The organism is Allobosea sp. LjRoot9, from assembly GCF_964252745.1.
Taxonomy (GTDB): domain Bacteria; phylum Pseudomonadota; class Alphaproteobacteria; order Rhizobiales; family Beijerinckiaceae; genus Allobosea.
Map to the genome: position 1 here is coordinate 1714993 of NZ_CAXUPC020000001.1, position 12788 is coordinate 1727780.

A 12788-nucleotide genomic window follows, 5' to 3' on the forward strand; every position below is an offset into this window, starting at 1 on the left:
TCTCCGCCTGAAGGCCCCCCAGCCCGACCGATACGATGCGGAAACAGGCCCCGACCCGCAACCAAAGCCTTAATCGAAGGTTAACGGCGCCCGATCCGCCATGCACCACTTCGGGGCAGTTGAACGCTCCTTTCACGGAGTCACCGACAATGTGTCGAAGCTCATTGCATCCACGGCAACGCGACACTATAAGCCGAGCCGTCGGAGCGTAGCGCAGCCCGGTTAGCGCACTTGTCTGGGGGACAAGGGGTCGGAGGTTCGAATCCTCTCGCTCCGACCATTTTTCCTTACATTATCAGTATGTTGGAAGCGGCCACATTTCGGGGGTGGCTGACCGATTGGGAACGAAACGGGCTCAATCCGCAGGTTTCGGGACGGAAAGTCCCGACAAAGTCCCGACAGATGTTCTCCAGCTGTTCGCATGAGAATCGTTTGTAGGCGCCGCGCCGGCCCCAGTTCGCCGCGACATTCGCGATGCGCTTACGCGTCGTTCGTCCCGCCCACGCGCCGGCGGCGTGGTTGTTCCCCGGGCTCGGCCGGCAGCTGGTCGCCCCTGCCGCCATCGACCACTGTCAGTCCCGTCATCGAGGGCGGCAGGTCGGGGGGCCGGCTGGCGCGCAGGTCGGGGCAAAAGCCGCCGCACTTCATGCCGTATTTCTGCGGCTTGCGGGTCGGGTTCCACGGTGCCCAATGGCAGCCGCCGACAAAGCCGACGACGATCCGCCCCATCGTGATGCGCGGGCCATGCTTGGCGACGATGTCAGCGAGGCGATAGTCGCCGCCCCTTCGGCAGAAATGGCAGCGAAGGCGCACCACGATCCACGGATAATCACGCAAAGGCGTGTCTTCCGTCGGCAAAGACGGTTCCGATGGTGACATGATCCTCGCTCTCCCGTATGAGAACGAAATCAGAACAAACCCCTTCGGGAGTCAAGCTGTGATCGGTACGAAGCTCACTGCGCAGGAGGTTCTTCGCGTCATCCACTCAGGCGGCAATTTCACGCTGAGCCGGATCGACCTGCCGACAGTTCGGGGACAGGCGCGGCAGGTCGCCTTCGAGCCGCCCTACGCCCTGGAGAGCGGGCGCGACTACGCCTTCCATACCCCGTCCGGGGCCGACGACCCGGAACTCTGGGAGGTCGAGCAGAACCACGGAGGCTGGACATGGTCGCGCAGAGCTCGGCGCTCCGGCGAGGTCGGCGATGACGCCGCGACGCGCCATTGATTTTCGAAGAGGCCGCGCTCGCCATGAATCTCGTCCTCAAGCGCCAGGAGCATGACGAAGACGGTCGTATGTGGTCCGTCTATTACGACGGCGAGATCGTGGGATCGGTGATCCAGCCCTTCACCAACAGCCCATGGCGATGGTCGATCACAGTCCAGGGCACGGCGCCGGTCAACAAGAGCGGCCGGGCGGAAACGCGCGAAGACGCGATGGCGGATTTCCGCGCGCTCTGGGTTCGCTTTCGCAAGAGCATCGGCGAGGATGGCTGGCAAGACCATCTCCGGCACATGGCGGTGCTGCGCGCGCGGCCCTGGTATGTCGCGATGATGAAGCGCCGCGCGGCGGAACCGGATGGCGGAACCGGTAATACGCTGGGGACACCGTCACTACGGTCTAGAACAGCTATTGCAAACAACTGAATTATCTGACGTAGTTTCATACATGATCGAGATTATTCACGTACTTTCCAGCTGGCCATTTGCAGCTCTTTGCCTTGGCGTCGTAATCATTATTGCATTTAAATCGACGATACAAACCAAGCTAAGTCAGATCTTACATGTAAACGGACCTTGGGTGAACGTTGGATTCGATAAAGCCGACGCTCAGTCGGCAGGACAAAACGAGCAAGAGAACAGGCCTCAGCTGCCAGAACCTAAAATTTTACGATCGACCCGACCTCCTGACAACACGATATACACCCCGCTTGAGCAAAATTTACTGCGGAGTCTGGAGCAGGATTACAATAGTGATATCGCCCTGCAGCGAGATTGGGCCATTCGAATGTGGGCAGCGGCCGCAGTCGAGAGGAGCCACGAAGCAGCCTACCGACTAATTTTTGGCAGCCAGATCGCAGCTCTCAATGCATTAAATCAAAGAGGTCCGATCGACGTGTCCGAAGGTATCCGTCTGTTCAATGACGCAGTCGCAGCGGATCCATCCTTCTACGACGGATCAAACTTCTCATTCGAAACGTGGGCTGGGTTTCTTCGTAATGCCGGGTTGATCGAAACGTCCTCTACCAACCTCGCCCCTGGGACAAAGGCTGCGATAACACCGACCGGGCGAGATTTTCTCGTTTGGATGGCGGCGCGAGCAGTTAACCCGGAGAAACGAGGCTAACTAGATTGAAGGAAGGACATCCTCGATCGTGAAATGCTTCGGCATCCGGTCGGCGAACATCGCAAACACGCGCGCCACATCAGCCTCCATCCCGTCAATCAGATCCGATATCGGCGCCGCCGGCGGGCGGTCATCGGTAAGCTTCCCGCAGAGCCTGGCGTCGAGCAGGATGCCGGCGCAGGCGATGATCGAGGCGAGATGCGGCACGCCGGTCTTCGGGTCGGCCTCCTCGCCATTGTGCCACTTCGCCAGATGCCGCTTGAGCGCCGAGTGATAGACGCTGGCCAACACACCGGCGACGCGCCAGTTATACGCCCCGTATTTCGAGGCCCCCTCCGCGAAGGCCAGCGCTGCATAGGCCTCGATGGTGTCGGGCACCAGGTGCAGCGGCAGCTTTGCCACGGCCAGCGCATCCTTCGGGTTGGTCGGCTTGGTCGCAGGATCGCCCTGCCCTGCCACTAACTCGCTCATGCCGCGGCCCTCCGGATGCTCACCCATTCCTCGCCCTGCCCGGCGCGCGGCTCCTCGACCTGGATTTCCCAGCGCGAGGTGATGCCGCGGCGCGGATGCACGAACCAGAGCGGCTGGCAGGGCGGCGCCGGCGGGGCGCGCAGCGCGTTCTTGGCGTATTCGTCCCAGCCCTTCAGAGTGCCCGAGACGATGACGCGCGGCAGCCAGAGCATCTGGTGCCAGTGGCCGATGACCAGGACGTCATAGTCGAGCCCCAGCGCCGCGGCCTGCTTGCCGACCTTGGTCTCGCCGCGCGCGATCGGCCCGAGTGAGCCGATGATGCCGTCGCCGCCCTTCACGCCGAGCATGTCGCCATGCATGGCGAGATAGCGCTGGCCGAAAACGCGGTAATGCACCTCATTGGTGTCGGGAATGTCGAATGTGATGCGAGGCTCCCCGGCGAAGTGCCGGGCGAGCAGTTGATAGATCAGCCAGTCAAAGTTCTTCCAGACATAGCGCTTGAATTCCGGCTTCTGCGTCGCCCGGCCGTGATTGCCCGAGGCGCAGGGCACATAGACGGCCCCGAAGGCTGCGAGCATCTCGCCCAACGCCCAGGACAGCAGTTCGACGCAGCGCAGCACCGTCGGCAGCGGTTCCTCCGCATCGGTCTTGGCGAGCTCGGGATGCAGGCCGCCTGAGACGAAATCGCCGAGCAGGTTGACGACGATGCCAGGATAGCGGCCCGGGCCATGCTCGCGGGCGAGCGAGACCGTGGCCTCGACCAGCCGGCGCACCCGCGCCTCCGCAATCTCGGGATCATAGGCGTTGCGGCCATTGGTTTCGGAGGAGGAAACCACCTCGCCCATATGCCAGTCGGCCCAGACCGTGACCGGAACCTCGGGCGTGCCGGGTCCGGTGCGGTGCGAAGCGATCGTCCAGGCCGGCGGCTCCACCTCCGCCCGCGCCAGCCGCCCGAGCAAGATCTTGACGGAATCGGCGTCGAGATCGGCGCGGTGCAGCGCCTTGACCTGGCGTCGCAGCCGCGCGACCTCGTCTTCGAGCCCGACGACGCGGCGCTGCTCCTCGGCAGAGGCCTCGCGCTTGGCCTTGCCGGGCTTCGCCGTGCCATCGGGGCGCGGTGCTGGCTCCGGCAGTGTGACGCCGAGCGGTGCCAGCCCATGGAGCTTGTGCGCCTGACGCAGGCGGTTGCGCATGGTCGAGGCGGCGATGCCGAGCACGCGGGAGGCCTCGACCAGGGCGGAACGGCCGACGCCGCCCTTGGCCAATGGCCAGACGGCCCCAGTGTCGACCGCCGTCTCGACGGCCGCGATCGTGGCCTGCGCCTCGGCCTGGCTCAAGGGCTGCTGCAGATAAGGATTTGGCATCAGCTCTGGTTTCCTCGGCGTGGCGTAATGCGGTTCTCGAAGATCTTGTCGAGGCGATCGGCCAGACGGTCGATCGCGGCGATGACGCGATCCTCGAGCTTGGTCATCATCTCGTCGGTGACGAAGCGGTTCGCAGCGTCGAGCTTGAAGCTGGAGAGCTCGCGGCCGAGCGCCTCGCAGCGCTCATCGAGCCGCGCGATGCGCTTGTCGTGCTGGGCCCCTTGGAAGCGCACCACGCCCCAACTCGCGGCCAGCGTCGACAGCACGGTTGCAAACGAGATCAGCACGACCACGGGCAGGCTGATTTCGTTCATGGCTGCTGCCACCCGCAGGCGCCGACGCCCTTGGCGTTGTGCGCGTCGACCTGATCCCGGGTGCCGGACGTGTCCTTCTTCGAGCCATAGATCGGTGCGAAGACCGTGCAGCCATCGACCTTAATCGCGGTCGAAGCCGCGCACGCCGCTGTCATCGCCGCGATCAAGCTTGCGGCGCTCAGTTTCAGCACGGTCCTGCGCATCAGTTTGGCCTTTCTGGATGGTGGAGATGGTTTCGGATTTGCCGCGCTCATAGGCGGCTCCGGTTTGCTGCCAGTACCAGAGGGCAACTGCGACGATCGCCGCGAGCACCAGCCAGACGCGCAGCGGGATGAGCTTCAGCAGGGCAAGGACCGGCATCACAAACCCTCCGATGACAATGGGACGGTCTGGCCAGCCAGGGCGTGCGTGCAATCGCCGAGGAACTGGATCTGGCCATCAGTTACGAAGGAGTGGCAGACGAGCGCCCGCGGTTTGCCGCTCTCGTCGAGAACGAACTCGCCGGTCCATTCACCCTCAGCATCGATGATGCTTTGCACGCCATTCACGAGGATGGACGGCCTGAAGGTCGGCTGCTCGAAATTGCCATTGAACTCCCATCGAGGCCGGCCTTCGCCTTCGACACGGATCTGGTGCAATTCCATGCAGCCGGGGCACTTGAACGCGACCCGCCCGCCCTCGACGGTGCGCAGAACGCCTTGTGCGGCCATGTCACAAACCCTCCAGGCAGAGGGCGCGCTCGGCCTGTCGGCGGCGCGTGAGACCGGGGAAGACCACGCCAGCGGCACGGTTCCATTTCAGGAAGGAATCGCAAGCTGCGCGGGTTTGCCCGGCGTTCTGCAGGCGCGCGACGCTCGACTTGCAGTAGGCTCCGACGCCGATGTTGTAGGAGAGGCTGAGATGCGCGACGTAACGCCTCGCCGGCATCTCCCTGGCGGAGGGGACGCAGCGTTCCACACCGTCGCCGAACTCGTCAGCGCGGGCGATCAGCATCGCCTTGCACTGCTCGAGCGTGAAGCTCATGCCGGGGCGGATTGGCTTGCCGGCTTCCGTGCGCGTCTCGCCATAGCAGACGGTCCAGGGATAGCCCTTCGTCGCAGGGTCGGGATAGGCGCTCTGGCGCAAGCCCTCGAAGCCGCCAACCAGGGACACAGCGATCGTGGCGACAGCAGCGCTCTTGCGGACGCGGCTCATACCTCACCTCCCGAAACGGATTGCTGCATGACGAAGCGGGCAACGAGCGCGCCGCCGGTGGCGATGAAGGACAGTGCCGCGAAGACGCCCTTGGGCACCGGCAGCAGCCCGTCGAGCAGCGGCAGCGCCACCTCGGCGCCAGAGAGCAGGCCGGCGAGGATGCCGAGCCGGATGCTCCAGGCGCGCTTGAGCACGCGCCGCCAGTTCCAGACCAGGGTCATCGGCAGGTCTCCGCACGGGTGCAGGTGACGATCTTCCAGAGATCGCCGGCGCCATCGTCGCGACGGCTGGCGCAGGCGGGCAGGCAGGCAAGCGCCAGCAGCGCCAGCCCGAAGGCAGCGAGGCAGTTCATCGGGAATCTCCGGTTCAGAAGGTCGGTTTGGGCACAAACAGGCAGACCGGCTTGTCGATCGGCGCGATCACGCCGCCATTGGCCCGGCCGCTCTCGCGGCAGATGTGGAAGCGCCCATCGCGCGAGGGCCGGGTGTCGGCTTCGGCGACGAAGGTGCCATCGCGCAGGCGATAGCCGCCGGGCACGATCGCCGGATCCGGCTCGCGCGCGTCGCTGTCGAGCCCCATCGGCCAGCAATCGCGATCGCTGCAGCAATCGTAAGGATACCAGTTATGGGCCGCGGCCGGCGCGCAGGCGCAGGCCAGCAGCGCCAGGGCGGCGATGCGCAGCATGGGGATGCTCCAGGCATAAAAAGGCCGCCCGAAGGCGGCTGACGGGGGATCGATCGGCCCGTGTGGCTGGATTGTTTCAGAGCGTTGCTTGATGTAGCAGTGAGCCATGCCAAGCCCACAGTCCGAAACCATCTCGAATATTCAGGTGTTGCGAGGGATCGCGGCACTCTCGGTGGTTTATTACCACACCGATTTCCGTGTTTTCGGCATCCACATTGATCTTGGTGGCGTGGCGCTGTTCTTTGTGATCAGCGGCTTCATCATGACCTACATCTCGCGCGCCAGCACCGACGGGTTTCTGGTCAAGCGGTTGATCCGGATCGTACCGCTCTACTGGTTCGCGACGATTTTTGCTCTGGTCTGGTTCAACTTCGGCTTCGCCAATCCAACCTATGTTTACCCGCTCTGGGCCAAGTGGCTGGTCAGTGATCCCATACAGATTGTGAATTGGTTCGCCGCTCAAGCAAGCACCCTACAAACACCGGCCCATGCATGGGCGTTGGTTCGTAGCTTATTGTTCCTACCCTCGGCAGAGCCTCCGATTCTAGGCGTCGGCTGGACGCTGAACTTGGAAATGTTCTTCTACCTGCTTTTCTCAGCCGCTTTGGCTATCAGTAGACAATGGGCACCCGCGATTTGCGTGGCGTTTCTGGGCAGCCTGATCATCGCAACGCAAACAGCCGCTTGCGGGCCAATCTGCGGGGCCTATGGGCACGGCTATATCGCCTTTTTCATCCTCGGGATCGGCTGCTATTATGCGTGGCGCTGGATGGAGCCGATCGCCATCCGAAATGCGGCATCAACGGCGATCCTGTGCTGGCTGGTGTTTGCAGTTTGGCTCGCCGGTCAATTCGTACCATCGAGCCGGGCAACGATCGTCATCGGCGGCCATGTCGTGCCCACAGCTGTGGTTTTGGCTGCATTGCTCCTTCACAGCATCGGACGGCGTGCGGCTAACCGCCCGATGCTGGCCTTGGGCGCAGCCTCCTACTCGATTTATCTCATGCATACGATTGTATTGGATACGTTCCGCGCGGCTGGCACCTCAATCTCGTGGCTCGCTACGAACGATTTGGTGGGAATGATTTTGTCGATCACCGCGAGCGTCGTTGTATCGTTCGGGGTCTACTCTTGGTTCGAGGTGCCCATCCTCCGCTTGCTCCGAAGGTTGAGCCCTGGCCGACCCATCATTCCTCAGGGCGTACCAGCCGAATAGTCACAAGCCGACCATCGACGCCACGTCGGGGTTGGCAGCCAGGAAGGCGGCGAGCTTTTCCGCCGGCGAGAGGGTTGGAGCAGGCAGAGGATCTTGCCAGCCCTCTTTCGCCATCACAGCCTTAGCCGCAGAGGCGAATTCCTCCGGGACGGACAGAATGCCATTCTCGTAGACGATCCCGGAGCGGAACGTCGCGGCCTCCAGCGGAAGCCTGGTCATCAGACCTGTGACTGAATCTGCGTCGATATCGAGCTGCATGTCCGAGCCTCAATAGGAGGAAATAAGGAAAGCGGAAAACTGCGACGTGTCGCGGGCGAGCGTGCTGGCCGTGCCGCCAAGCTGATGGAAGGTCTGGGCTTTCACCGTCTCGCCGACGGCCAAGGGGACAATTCCCGGAACGGAGACTGCCTGCCCATCGCCGCCGGTTCCGGAGCTCGATGCAGAATAGGAGCCGACGCCGCTCGTCGTCGTCAGACCTAGCGCCACAAAAGAGGACCCTGCGCCAGCCCCGTACTCGACATTAGCCGTCACCTGCCACAAGCCCGCCTCGCCGGCGCCTACGGTCAGCGTGTTGCCGTTCCATGTCGATGTGCCGAGATTGTTCTTCTTGGTCGTCCCGTAGTTGACGGTCGTCGTCGTCGCGTTCGGGATCGAGGTTCCAGCGGCCAGAGCGGTCGCCATGATGCCGACCAGCTTCGGCGCCTTGAGCGTCGAACCGCCGATCGGCAGCGCCAGCCCACCGCCAGCCACGATCTGGAACTGCGTTCCGTCGAAGGCCAGGCCATAGATGCCGGGTGCCTGGAGGTCGCCGATCTGGAGCGCCGCCGCGCCGAGGCGCTTGACGGGATAGGCCGCGAGAGCATCGACAGTGAGATTGACGGTTGCGCTGGTGTTCGTGCTGACAATCTTGAGCCAGAGCAGCGCACCAGTCATCTCGCTCGCTGAAAGGAAGGGCGGATCGAAGGTTGCCGTCAACGCATTGGCCGTTCCGCCGGGCGCGGCGATGTAGCCATAACCCTTGCGGATCGCCCGCGTCAGCAGATTGTCGTCGAGATTGCTGACAGCGACGCCGCTCTTACGCGCCGCCGAGCGCATCTGCACCAGCAGCATGTTGAGGCCGGCCGAGCGCCATTCTGTGCCATCGGCGGCCGAGGGCGAACTGCAGTCCTTGAAAAAGGTCTCGGGATCGGCGCCGCCATTGCTCGGCGTATAAGCCGGACGCGACGCCGCAGAGTTGAGGGAGCCGAAAGCGAGGGGGCCCCAGAGATCAACCATCGTATTCTCCTCAGACCGTCGTGAAGACGAGATCGGCATGGGCCGGAGCGATCCGGCGGATCAGGCAGCGCAGCCCCTCGATGTCGGGGCCGCACTCGAAGGCCCAGCCCATCAGCATGCGGCCCATCAGCGGCTTGCGGTTGTCGGCGGCGACATAGGCCGGCGAAGCCGCCAGATCGACGCTGATGCGCCAGGCGACGCCCTGTTGGGCGCCCATGAGCAATGTGCCCATGCGGCCATGGCCCATCAGGCAATCCTGGACGATAGTGACGAAGTCCTGCGTGATCGCAATCGACCAGCCGCGTTTCAACGCCGCGGCGACGGCATAGGCCGGGATGCTGTCGCCGACGGCGTTGACCTTCTCGCAGACATCCGCGAAAGGGTCGCAGCCATCGGGCACGCCATATTCGAGCGCCCAGATGTCGAGCGTCTCATTCGCGCTCGAGCAGAAGAACTCGTCGATCAGCGCGCAGAACCGCCGCTCGGTCGAGCCGAAGGCTGCGCCGAGCGCTCCGAACCAGTCTCCCATGACCGAGCCTGCTAGCGCGTCATGGCCACTATTCCGCCAGGCGTCACCGCGCGGGCGCAGCGCCGCGATCGAGGCGGCAACCTGCGCGTCACTGTGGCAGATGTCGGTCGTGGTCATCGGCTCACGCGAAGGTCAGGGGGCCCGGCACCGCGGTCTGGCCGGGCGTCAGGGCTTGATCCGTGGTCGGGCTGACCAGCACATGACTTTGCTCGCCCGAGGCATTGGCGATCGCCTGCCAGATCCATGAGCGAGAGAAGGCCGCCGGCGTCGCCAGGAAGGGCATCGAGGGGTGCGGATCGGCGAGACCGGCGACCCGGCTGTTGCGGAAGAATGTGGTGGCGATCTCGGCCGCGGCAGCCGCCTGCACCTCAGGCGTCGCCGGCGAGAGGTTCTGCACGATCATCGGGATCGGCACCGCCTGGGGAATGCGCACCACCGGCAGGGCCGCGCCCGGCCCGCTGACGAGCAGCGCGCTCAGCACGGCGGCGCGGTCGCTTTCGAGTGGGATGCCGTTCGGGCGCGTCAGGTCGAAGAAGGGATAGACCACGACGGTGCCGCGGCCCTGGCCGAGCGGCTCGATGAAGGCCCGCGTCACGCCGGGCACGGCCAGCGTATAGCGCAGCCAGTCGGCCGGCGCGCCGGCATGGTCGGGGAAGGCCTTGGCGAAGAGCAGGCGGGCCCGATAAGCTGGGCCAGCCTCGCGATCGGCCGCGCCGCCGAGCCCGTCAGCCGCCACCGCGAATGTCGCCGATCCGGTCAGGCCAGAACTTATCGTCAGGACAGCGGCGGCATCAGTCGCCCCGGCAGCACCGGCCAGCACGGCCGTGACCTGGACTGTTGACGTGCCGGCTCCGCCCAACACGATGCCGGCATCGACGCTGAAGATCGCGCCATCCGATCGGGTCAGCAGCGCCCCGGTCGCAAGGCTGATTGCTGTCGTCGCCGTGACAGTGACCGGGCCCTTGGCTGGGCTCGCATCTTTGAGCGGCACGGCCGGCTTCATCTCGGCGCCGTGGCGGGGGAGCAAGCTCTCGTCGCAGGTCAGGATGAATTTCTGGTCGGAGGACCAGGCGGCAAATTTCTCCAGCTCGAATTTCGCGCCGCCAATGATCTTCGCTACGGGCTTGAGGTTGTTGCGGGCGAGCGCCGCATCGGCGCCGGGCAGATAAGCATTGAAGGCGCGCACCGCATCGGTGACGTGCTCGCGCAGGGATTTCGACTGCCAGGCCATCGCGGTTCCCTGCTTACTTGATTTCAGCCCAAAGCCGGGCGAAGCGCTGGCTGTAGACGATCACGCCATCGCGCCCGGCGATCTGGACATCGAGCCAGACGCCGCGGCGCGGATCCTCGATCAGCCCGGCCGTAACCGTGACTGTCGCCGCGACCTGGTCGCGCAGCATCCAGGCCAGCGCCTCGACCGCGTAGAGCCGCGCCCGCTCGGCGACCTGTTCGGTCGCGACTTCGTTGCGCAGCAGCCAGAGATGCGAGCCGATCTCTTCGGGCTCCTCGCCCTCGGGCGCCACTGCATCGCCCCACCAGCCGCGCCGGTCGACGACATCGGGCCGCCAGCCCTCCGGCGCGCGGCGGTCGGTGAAAAGCGAGATGATCACGGCCGTGGCCAGCTGCCGGGAGGCGTCGAGCCCGCCCGGATTGACCGCGTCATTGGCCGGCGCCAAGCGCCAGTCGCCGAGGTTTTCGGCCGTGTCCCAGAAGGTCGACCAGAACAGCGCCGGCGTCGCCGTGGCGGCCTTGGTGATGCTGATGTCGTAGCTCATAGGATGGCGAAGACCTTCGTGGACGGGCCGCCGACCGTCTGCACGGCCTGGCCGCCGGTGCCGCCGAGATCGACGCGCGTGGCTGAGACCGTCACGGTCAGGGTACCGCGCTTCAGCGTGATCGTGCCGGTGTCAGATTCTACCATGACCCCGCCATTGACGGCCTTGATGCTGACGCCGTCAGACCCCTTGGCGAAGATCTGGTTGCCGTTGTCGTCGTAGAGTACGGCCGTCCCAACCGGCGAATTCACCGGGCGACCTTCGCTCTCATAGCCGATCGCGGTCAGGCGATCGGACGAGCCCTGGCGCAGGAAATAGCCGATCGAGCCGATCGGCGGATGCGAGGAGAAGCCATGCGGCTGGCCGCGCAGGACACCGGTGAAGCGTTCGCCGCTATAGCCGTCGATCGTGATCGTCTGGCCGCGCGCGCTGTCGTTGATCGCAACGACCTTGCCGCGGGTGACGGTCGAGGCTTCGCCGAATTCGGTGATCATGGCCGCTCAATCATCATCGCCCCCGGCTTTGCCGGTGTCCCATTCCTTGCCGGATTTCGTGCCCTTGCCCTTCTTGCCGCCGAAGGTGCGCGGATCGACCAGGGAGAGCGTGGCGCGGGTGCCGTTTGAGCTCTCGGCCGCGTCCTGCTCGAGCTTGGCCTTCTTGATCAGCATGTCCTGGACGATGCCGAGCGAGGGGCTTTCGGTGAATATCAGCAGGCCCGGCTTCCACATCGTGCCGGCTTCGTCGCGCCAGCCCGTGACCGTGATCTCGGCCGTGGTGCCGGCGCCGGCGGCCTGGTCGCGATGCCATTTCGCCCGGGCGCGGCTGTCGTCTTTCTTGATCAGCTCAGGCGGCACGACGATGCGCACCCGCTTGCGGGTGATCGTCTCGTCGGTAGCCTCGCTCTCGATCTGCAACTCGCCGGGGCCGTAGCCGTCGGGAGCCTGCGCCTTGACCTTGACCTTGGAGAATTTCTTGCTGTCGTCATGCACTGCGCTGGCGTCGAGGATGTTGACGCCCTCGGTCAGCGAGCCGGCGTGGCGTTTTGTGCCGGCCTTGGCCAGCTTGAGATTGCCCTTCTCGGTGTCGGTGATCGAGAAGCCCTCAGCCCGGCCGATGCGCTCGCCCGCCGTGAAGATCGTCTCGCCCGGCCGCAGCCGGAAAACATCGCGCGGCTTGTGCTCGAGATCGCTCTCGACCGTGATGCTGTAATCCTTGGCGAGCGGCCCGAGGATCTCGGTGGCCTTCTTGCCCTTGAACTCGCCGGTGTCGTGCTCGGCCGAGCTGTCGACCAGGTCGCCGGTCTTGGAGCGCCCGGCGATCGGCAATTCGGCCTCGGCGGAGCGCAGTGAGGGCGAGCGCTTCTCGACATGGCCGGTCAGGATCAGGTCGCCGCCATCCTCGTTCTCAGTGAAGGTGACGCCGTCGCTGGCCTTGCTATGGATGGTGACGGGTGGCGAGCCGGCGAGCGTGGCCAGCAACTCGGCTTGCGTCATGCCGATCTGCTTGACCTTGGCCTCGAAGGAGCGCGCAGCCTCGTCGAGCGCGATCTCGATCGAGATCGTCACTGGACGGAGCGTCAGCCCCGCCGCTTTCAAGGTGACGATCTCGAATGCCATTTGGCA

21 protein-coding genes and 1 tRNA gene are annotated in these 12788 nt (G+C 64.7%); 5 read left to right on the forward strand and 17 right to left on the reverse strand.

Annotated features, from left to right (window positions below; all coding sequences use genetic code 11):
- The first annotated feature begins 202 nt into the window (after positions 1-202).
- Positions 203-280 (forward strand) — tRNA-Pro (locus ACSQ3P_RS07855).
- Between the two features lie 200 nt (positions 281-480).
- On the opposite strand, the gene ACSQ3P_RS07860 is transcribed toward ACSQ3P_RS07855, so the two are convergent.
- The gene (locus ACSQ3P_RS07860) at positions 481-858 is read right to left on the reverse strand and encodes a hypothetical protein (protein WP_436165001.1); all 378 of its coding nucleotides are present in this window, start codon (positions 856-858) and stop codon (positions 481-483) included.
- A gap of 79 nt (positions 859-937) precedes the next feature.
- On the opposite strand from ACSQ3P_RS07860, the gene ACSQ3P_RS07865 reads away from it, so the two are divergent.
- The 3 genes from ACSQ3P_RS07865 to ACSQ3P_RS07875 are packed head-to-tail and all read left to right on the forward strand — an operon-like array spanning position 938 to position 2344.
- Positions 938-1225, forward strand: a complete 288-nt coding sequence (locus ACSQ3P_RS07865; protein WP_436165002.1) for a hypothetical protein — start codon at positions 938-940, stop codon at positions 1223-1225.
- 23 nt (positions 1226-1248) lie between these two features.
- A complete protein-coding gene (locus ACSQ3P_RS07870) occupies positions 1249-1644 on the forward strand; it encodes a hypothetical protein (RefSeq protein WP_436165003.1) in 396 nt (131 codons plus the stop codon).
- Positions 1645-1666: 22 nt separating this feature from the next.
- Positions 1667-2344 carry a hypothetical protein gene (locus tag ACSQ3P_RS07875; protein ID WP_436165004.1) on the forward strand — a complete coding sequence of 226 codons (678 nt, stop codon included), beginning with the start codon at positions 1667-1669 and terminating at the stop codon, positions 2342-2344.
- Here the strand turns inward: ACSQ3P_RS07875 and ACSQ3P_RS07880 are convergent, their stop codons facing one another.
- The 9 genes from ACSQ3P_RS07880 to ACSQ3P_RS07920 form a co-directional block, all read right to left on the reverse strand.
- The gene (locus ACSQ3P_RS07880) at positions 2345-2815 is read right to left on the reverse strand and encodes a dATP/dGTP diphosphohydrolase domain-containing protein (protein WP_436165005.1); all 471 of its coding nucleotides are present in this window, start codon (positions 2813-2815) and stop codon (positions 2345-2347) included.
- On the reverse strand, positions 2812-4179 hold the full coding sequence (locus ACSQ3P_RS07885) for a hypothetical protein (protein WP_436165006.1): 1368 nt from the start codon (positions 4177-4179) through the stop codon (positions 2812-2814). The genes ACSQ3P_RS07880 and ACSQ3P_RS07885 overlap by 4 nt, the downstream gene beginning before the upstream one ends.
- Positions 4179-4493, reverse strand: a complete 315-nt coding sequence (locus tag ACSQ3P_RS07890; protein ID WP_436165007.1) for a hypothetical protein — start codon at positions 4491-4493, stop codon at positions 4179-4181. Before ACSQ3P_RS07890 ends, ACSQ3P_RS07885 begins: the two co-directional genes overlap by 1 nt.
- 120 nt (positions 4494-4613) lie before the next feature.
- Positions 4614-4853, reverse strand: coding sequence for a hypothetical protein (locus ACSQ3P_RS07895; RefSeq protein ID WP_436165008.1), 240 nt, complete (start codon positions 4851-4853; stop codon positions 4614-4616).
- Positions 4853-5203 carry a DUF6527 family protein gene (locus ACSQ3P_RS07900; protein WP_436165009.1) on the reverse strand — a complete coding sequence of 117 codons (351 nt, stop codon included), beginning with the start codon at positions 5201-5203 and terminating at the stop codon, positions 4853-4855. Before ACSQ3P_RS07900 ends, ACSQ3P_RS07895 begins: the two co-directional genes overlap by 1 nt.
- Position 5204: 1 nt before the next feature.
- Positions 5205-5687, reverse strand: a complete 483-nt coding sequence (locus tag ACSQ3P_RS07905; protein ID WP_436165010.1) for a lysozyme — start codon at positions 5685-5687, stop codon at positions 5205-5207.
- Positions 5684-5908, reverse strand: coding sequence for a hypothetical protein (locus ACSQ3P_RS07910; RefSeq protein WP_436165011.1), 225 nt, complete (start codon positions 5906-5908; stop codon positions 5684-5686). Before ACSQ3P_RS07910 ends, ACSQ3P_RS07905 begins: the two co-directional genes overlap by 4 nt.
- Entirely contained in the window at positions 5905-6039 is a 135-nt protein-coding gene (locus ACSQ3P_RS07915; RefSeq protein WP_436165012.1) for a hypothetical protein, read from the reverse strand. The genes ACSQ3P_RS07910 and ACSQ3P_RS07915 overlap by 4 nt, the downstream gene beginning before the upstream one ends.
- A gap of 14 nt (positions 6040-6053) precedes the next feature.
- Positions 6054-6371 (reverse strand): hypothetical protein, encoded by a 318-nt coding sequence (locus ACSQ3P_RS07920; protein ID WP_436165013.1) that lies wholly within the window; start codon positions 6369-6371, stop codon positions 6054-6056.
- A 106-nt stretch (positions 6372-6477) separates the two neighbouring features.
- On the opposite strand from ACSQ3P_RS07920, the gene ACSQ3P_RS07925 reads away from it, so the two are divergent.
- Positions 6478-7587, forward strand: coding sequence for an acyltransferase family protein (locus ACSQ3P_RS07925; protein WP_436165014.1), 1110 nt, complete (start codon positions 6478-6480; stop codon positions 7585-7587).
- On the opposite strand, the gene ACSQ3P_RS07930 is transcribed toward ACSQ3P_RS07925, so the two are convergent.
- From ACSQ3P_RS07930 to ACSQ3P_RS07960, 7 genes are read right to left on the reverse strand one after another with little or no spacing between them, the layout of a single operon-like run.
- Positions 7588-7845, reverse strand: coding sequence for a hypothetical protein (locus ACSQ3P_RS07930; RefSeq protein WP_436165015.1), 258 nt, complete (start codon positions 7843-7845; stop codon positions 7588-7590). It abuts the gene before it with no gap.
- Between the two features lie 9 nt (positions 7846-7854).
- Positions 7855-8862, reverse strand: coding sequence for a hypothetical protein (locus ACSQ3P_RS07935; protein ID WP_436165016.1), 1008 nt, complete (start codon positions 8860-8862; stop codon positions 7855-7857).
- Between the two features lie 10 nt (positions 8863-8872).
- Positions 8873-9508, reverse strand: a complete 636-nt coding sequence (locus ACSQ3P_RS07940; protein WP_436165017.1) for a hypothetical protein — start codon at positions 9506-9508, stop codon at positions 8873-8875.
- Positions 9509-9512: 4 nt separating this feature from the next.
- The gene (locus tag ACSQ3P_RS07945) at positions 9513-10622 is read right to left on the reverse strand and encodes a baseplate J/gp47 family protein (protein WP_436165018.1); all 1110 of its coding nucleotides are present in this window, start codon (positions 10620-10622) and stop codon (positions 9513-9515) included.
- Between the two features lie 13 nt (positions 10623-10635).
- Positions 10636-11166 (reverse strand): phage GP46 family protein, encoded by a 531-nt coding sequence (locus ACSQ3P_RS07950; protein WP_436165019.1) that lies wholly within the window; start codon positions 11164-11166, stop codon positions 10636-10638.
- Complete coding sequence (locus tag ACSQ3P_RS07955) at positions 11163-11660, reverse strand: phage baseplate assembly protein domain-containing protein (RefSeq protein WP_436165020.1); 498 nt, start codon at positions 11658-11660, stop codon at positions 11163-11165. Before ACSQ3P_RS07955 ends, ACSQ3P_RS07950 begins: the two co-directional genes overlap by 4 nt.
- A gap of 6 nt (positions 11661-11666) precedes the next feature.
- Positions 11667-12782, reverse strand: a complete 1116-nt coding sequence (locus tag ACSQ3P_RS07960) for a phage baseplate assembly protein (RefSeq protein ID WP_436165021.1) — start codon at positions 12780-12782, stop codon at positions 11667-11669.
- Positions 12783-12788: the final 6 nt, after the last annotated feature.

What these genes read in the sequence shown, in the direction of transcription:
- ACSQ3P_RS07870 (WP_436165003.1), top strand. Translation starts at nt 1,249, where the DNA reads ATGAATCTCGTCCTCAAGCGCCAGGAGCATGACGAAGACGGTCGTATG.
- ACSQ3P_RS07875 (WP_436165004.1), top strand. Translation starts at nt 1,667, where the DNA reads ATGATCGAGATTATTCACGTACTTTCCAGCTGGCCATTTGCAGCTCTT.
- ACSQ3P_RS07880 (WP_436165005.1), bottom strand. Translation starts at nt 2,815, where the DNA reads ATGAGCGAGTTAGTGGCAGGGCAGGGCGATCCTGCGACCAAGCCGACC.
- ACSQ3P_RS07885 (WP_436165006.1), bottom strand. Translation starts at nt 4,179, where the DNA reads ATGCCAAATCCTTATCTGCAGCAGCCCTTGAGCCAGGCCGAGGCGCAG.
- ACSQ3P_RS07890 (WP_436165007.1), bottom strand. Translation starts at nt 4,493, where the DNA reads ATGAACGAAATCAGCCTGCCCGTGGTCGTGCTGATCTCGTTTGCAACC.
- ACSQ3P_RS07895 (WP_436165008.1), bottom strand. Translation starts at nt 4,853, where the DNA reads ATGCCGGTCCTTGCCCTGCTGAAGCTCATCCCGCTGCGCGTCTGGCTG.
- ACSQ3P_RS07900 (WP_436165009.1), bottom strand. Translation starts at nt 5,203, where the DNA reads ATGGCCGCACAAGGCGTTCTGCGCACCGTCGAGGGCGGGCGGGTCGCG.
- ACSQ3P_RS07905 (WP_436165010.1), bottom strand. Translation starts at nt 5,687, where the DNA reads ATGAGCCGCGTCCGCAAGAGCGCTGCTGTCGCCACGATCGCTGTGTCC.
- ACSQ3P_RS07910 (WP_436165011.1), bottom strand. Translation starts at nt 5,908, where the DNA reads ATGACCCTGGTCTGGAACTGGCGGCGCGTGCTCAAGCGCGCCTGGAGC.
- ACSQ3P_RS07915 (WP_436165012.1), bottom strand. Translation starts at nt 6,039, where the DNA reads ATGAACTGCCTCGCTGCCTTCGGGCTGGCGCTGCTGGCGCTTGCCTGC.
- ACSQ3P_RS07920 (WP_436165013.1), bottom strand. Translation starts at nt 6,371, where the DNA reads ATGCTGCGCATCGCCGCCCTGGCGCTGCTGGCCTGCGCCTGCGCGCCG.
- ACSQ3P_RS07925 (WP_436165014.1), top strand. Translation starts at nt 6,478, where the DNA reads ATGCCAAGCCCACAGTCCGAAACCATCTCGAATATTCAGGTGTTGCGA.
- ACSQ3P_RS07930 (WP_436165015.1), bottom strand. Translation starts at nt 7,845, where the DNA reads ATGCAGCTCGATATCGACGCAGATTCAGTCACAGGTCTGATGACCAGG.
- ACSQ3P_RS07935 (WP_436165016.1), bottom strand. Translation starts at nt 8,862, where the DNA reads ATGGTTGATCTCTGGGGCCCCCTCGCTTTCGGCTCCCTCAACTCTGCG.
- ACSQ3P_RS07940 (WP_436165017.1), bottom strand. Translation starts at nt 9,508, where the DNA reads ATGACCACGACCGACATCTGCCACAGTGACGCGCAGGTTGCCGCCTCG.
- ACSQ3P_RS07945 (WP_436165018.1), bottom strand. Translation starts at nt 10,622, where the DNA reads ATGGCCTGGCAGTCGAAATCCCTGCGCGAGCACGTCACCGATGCGGTG.
- ACSQ3P_RS07950 (WP_436165019.1), bottom strand. Translation starts at nt 11,166, where the DNA reads ATGAGCTACGACATCAGCATCACCAAGGCCGCCACGGCGACGCCGGCG.
- ACSQ3P_RS07955 (WP_436165020.1), bottom strand. Translation starts at nt 11,660, where the DNA reads ATGATCACCGAATTCGGCGAAGCCTCGACCGTCACCCGCGGCAAGGTC.
- ACSQ3P_RS07960 (WP_436165021.1), bottom strand. Translation starts at nt 12,782, where the DNA reads ATGGCATTCGAGATCGTCACCTTGAAAGCGGCGGGGCTGACGCTCCGT.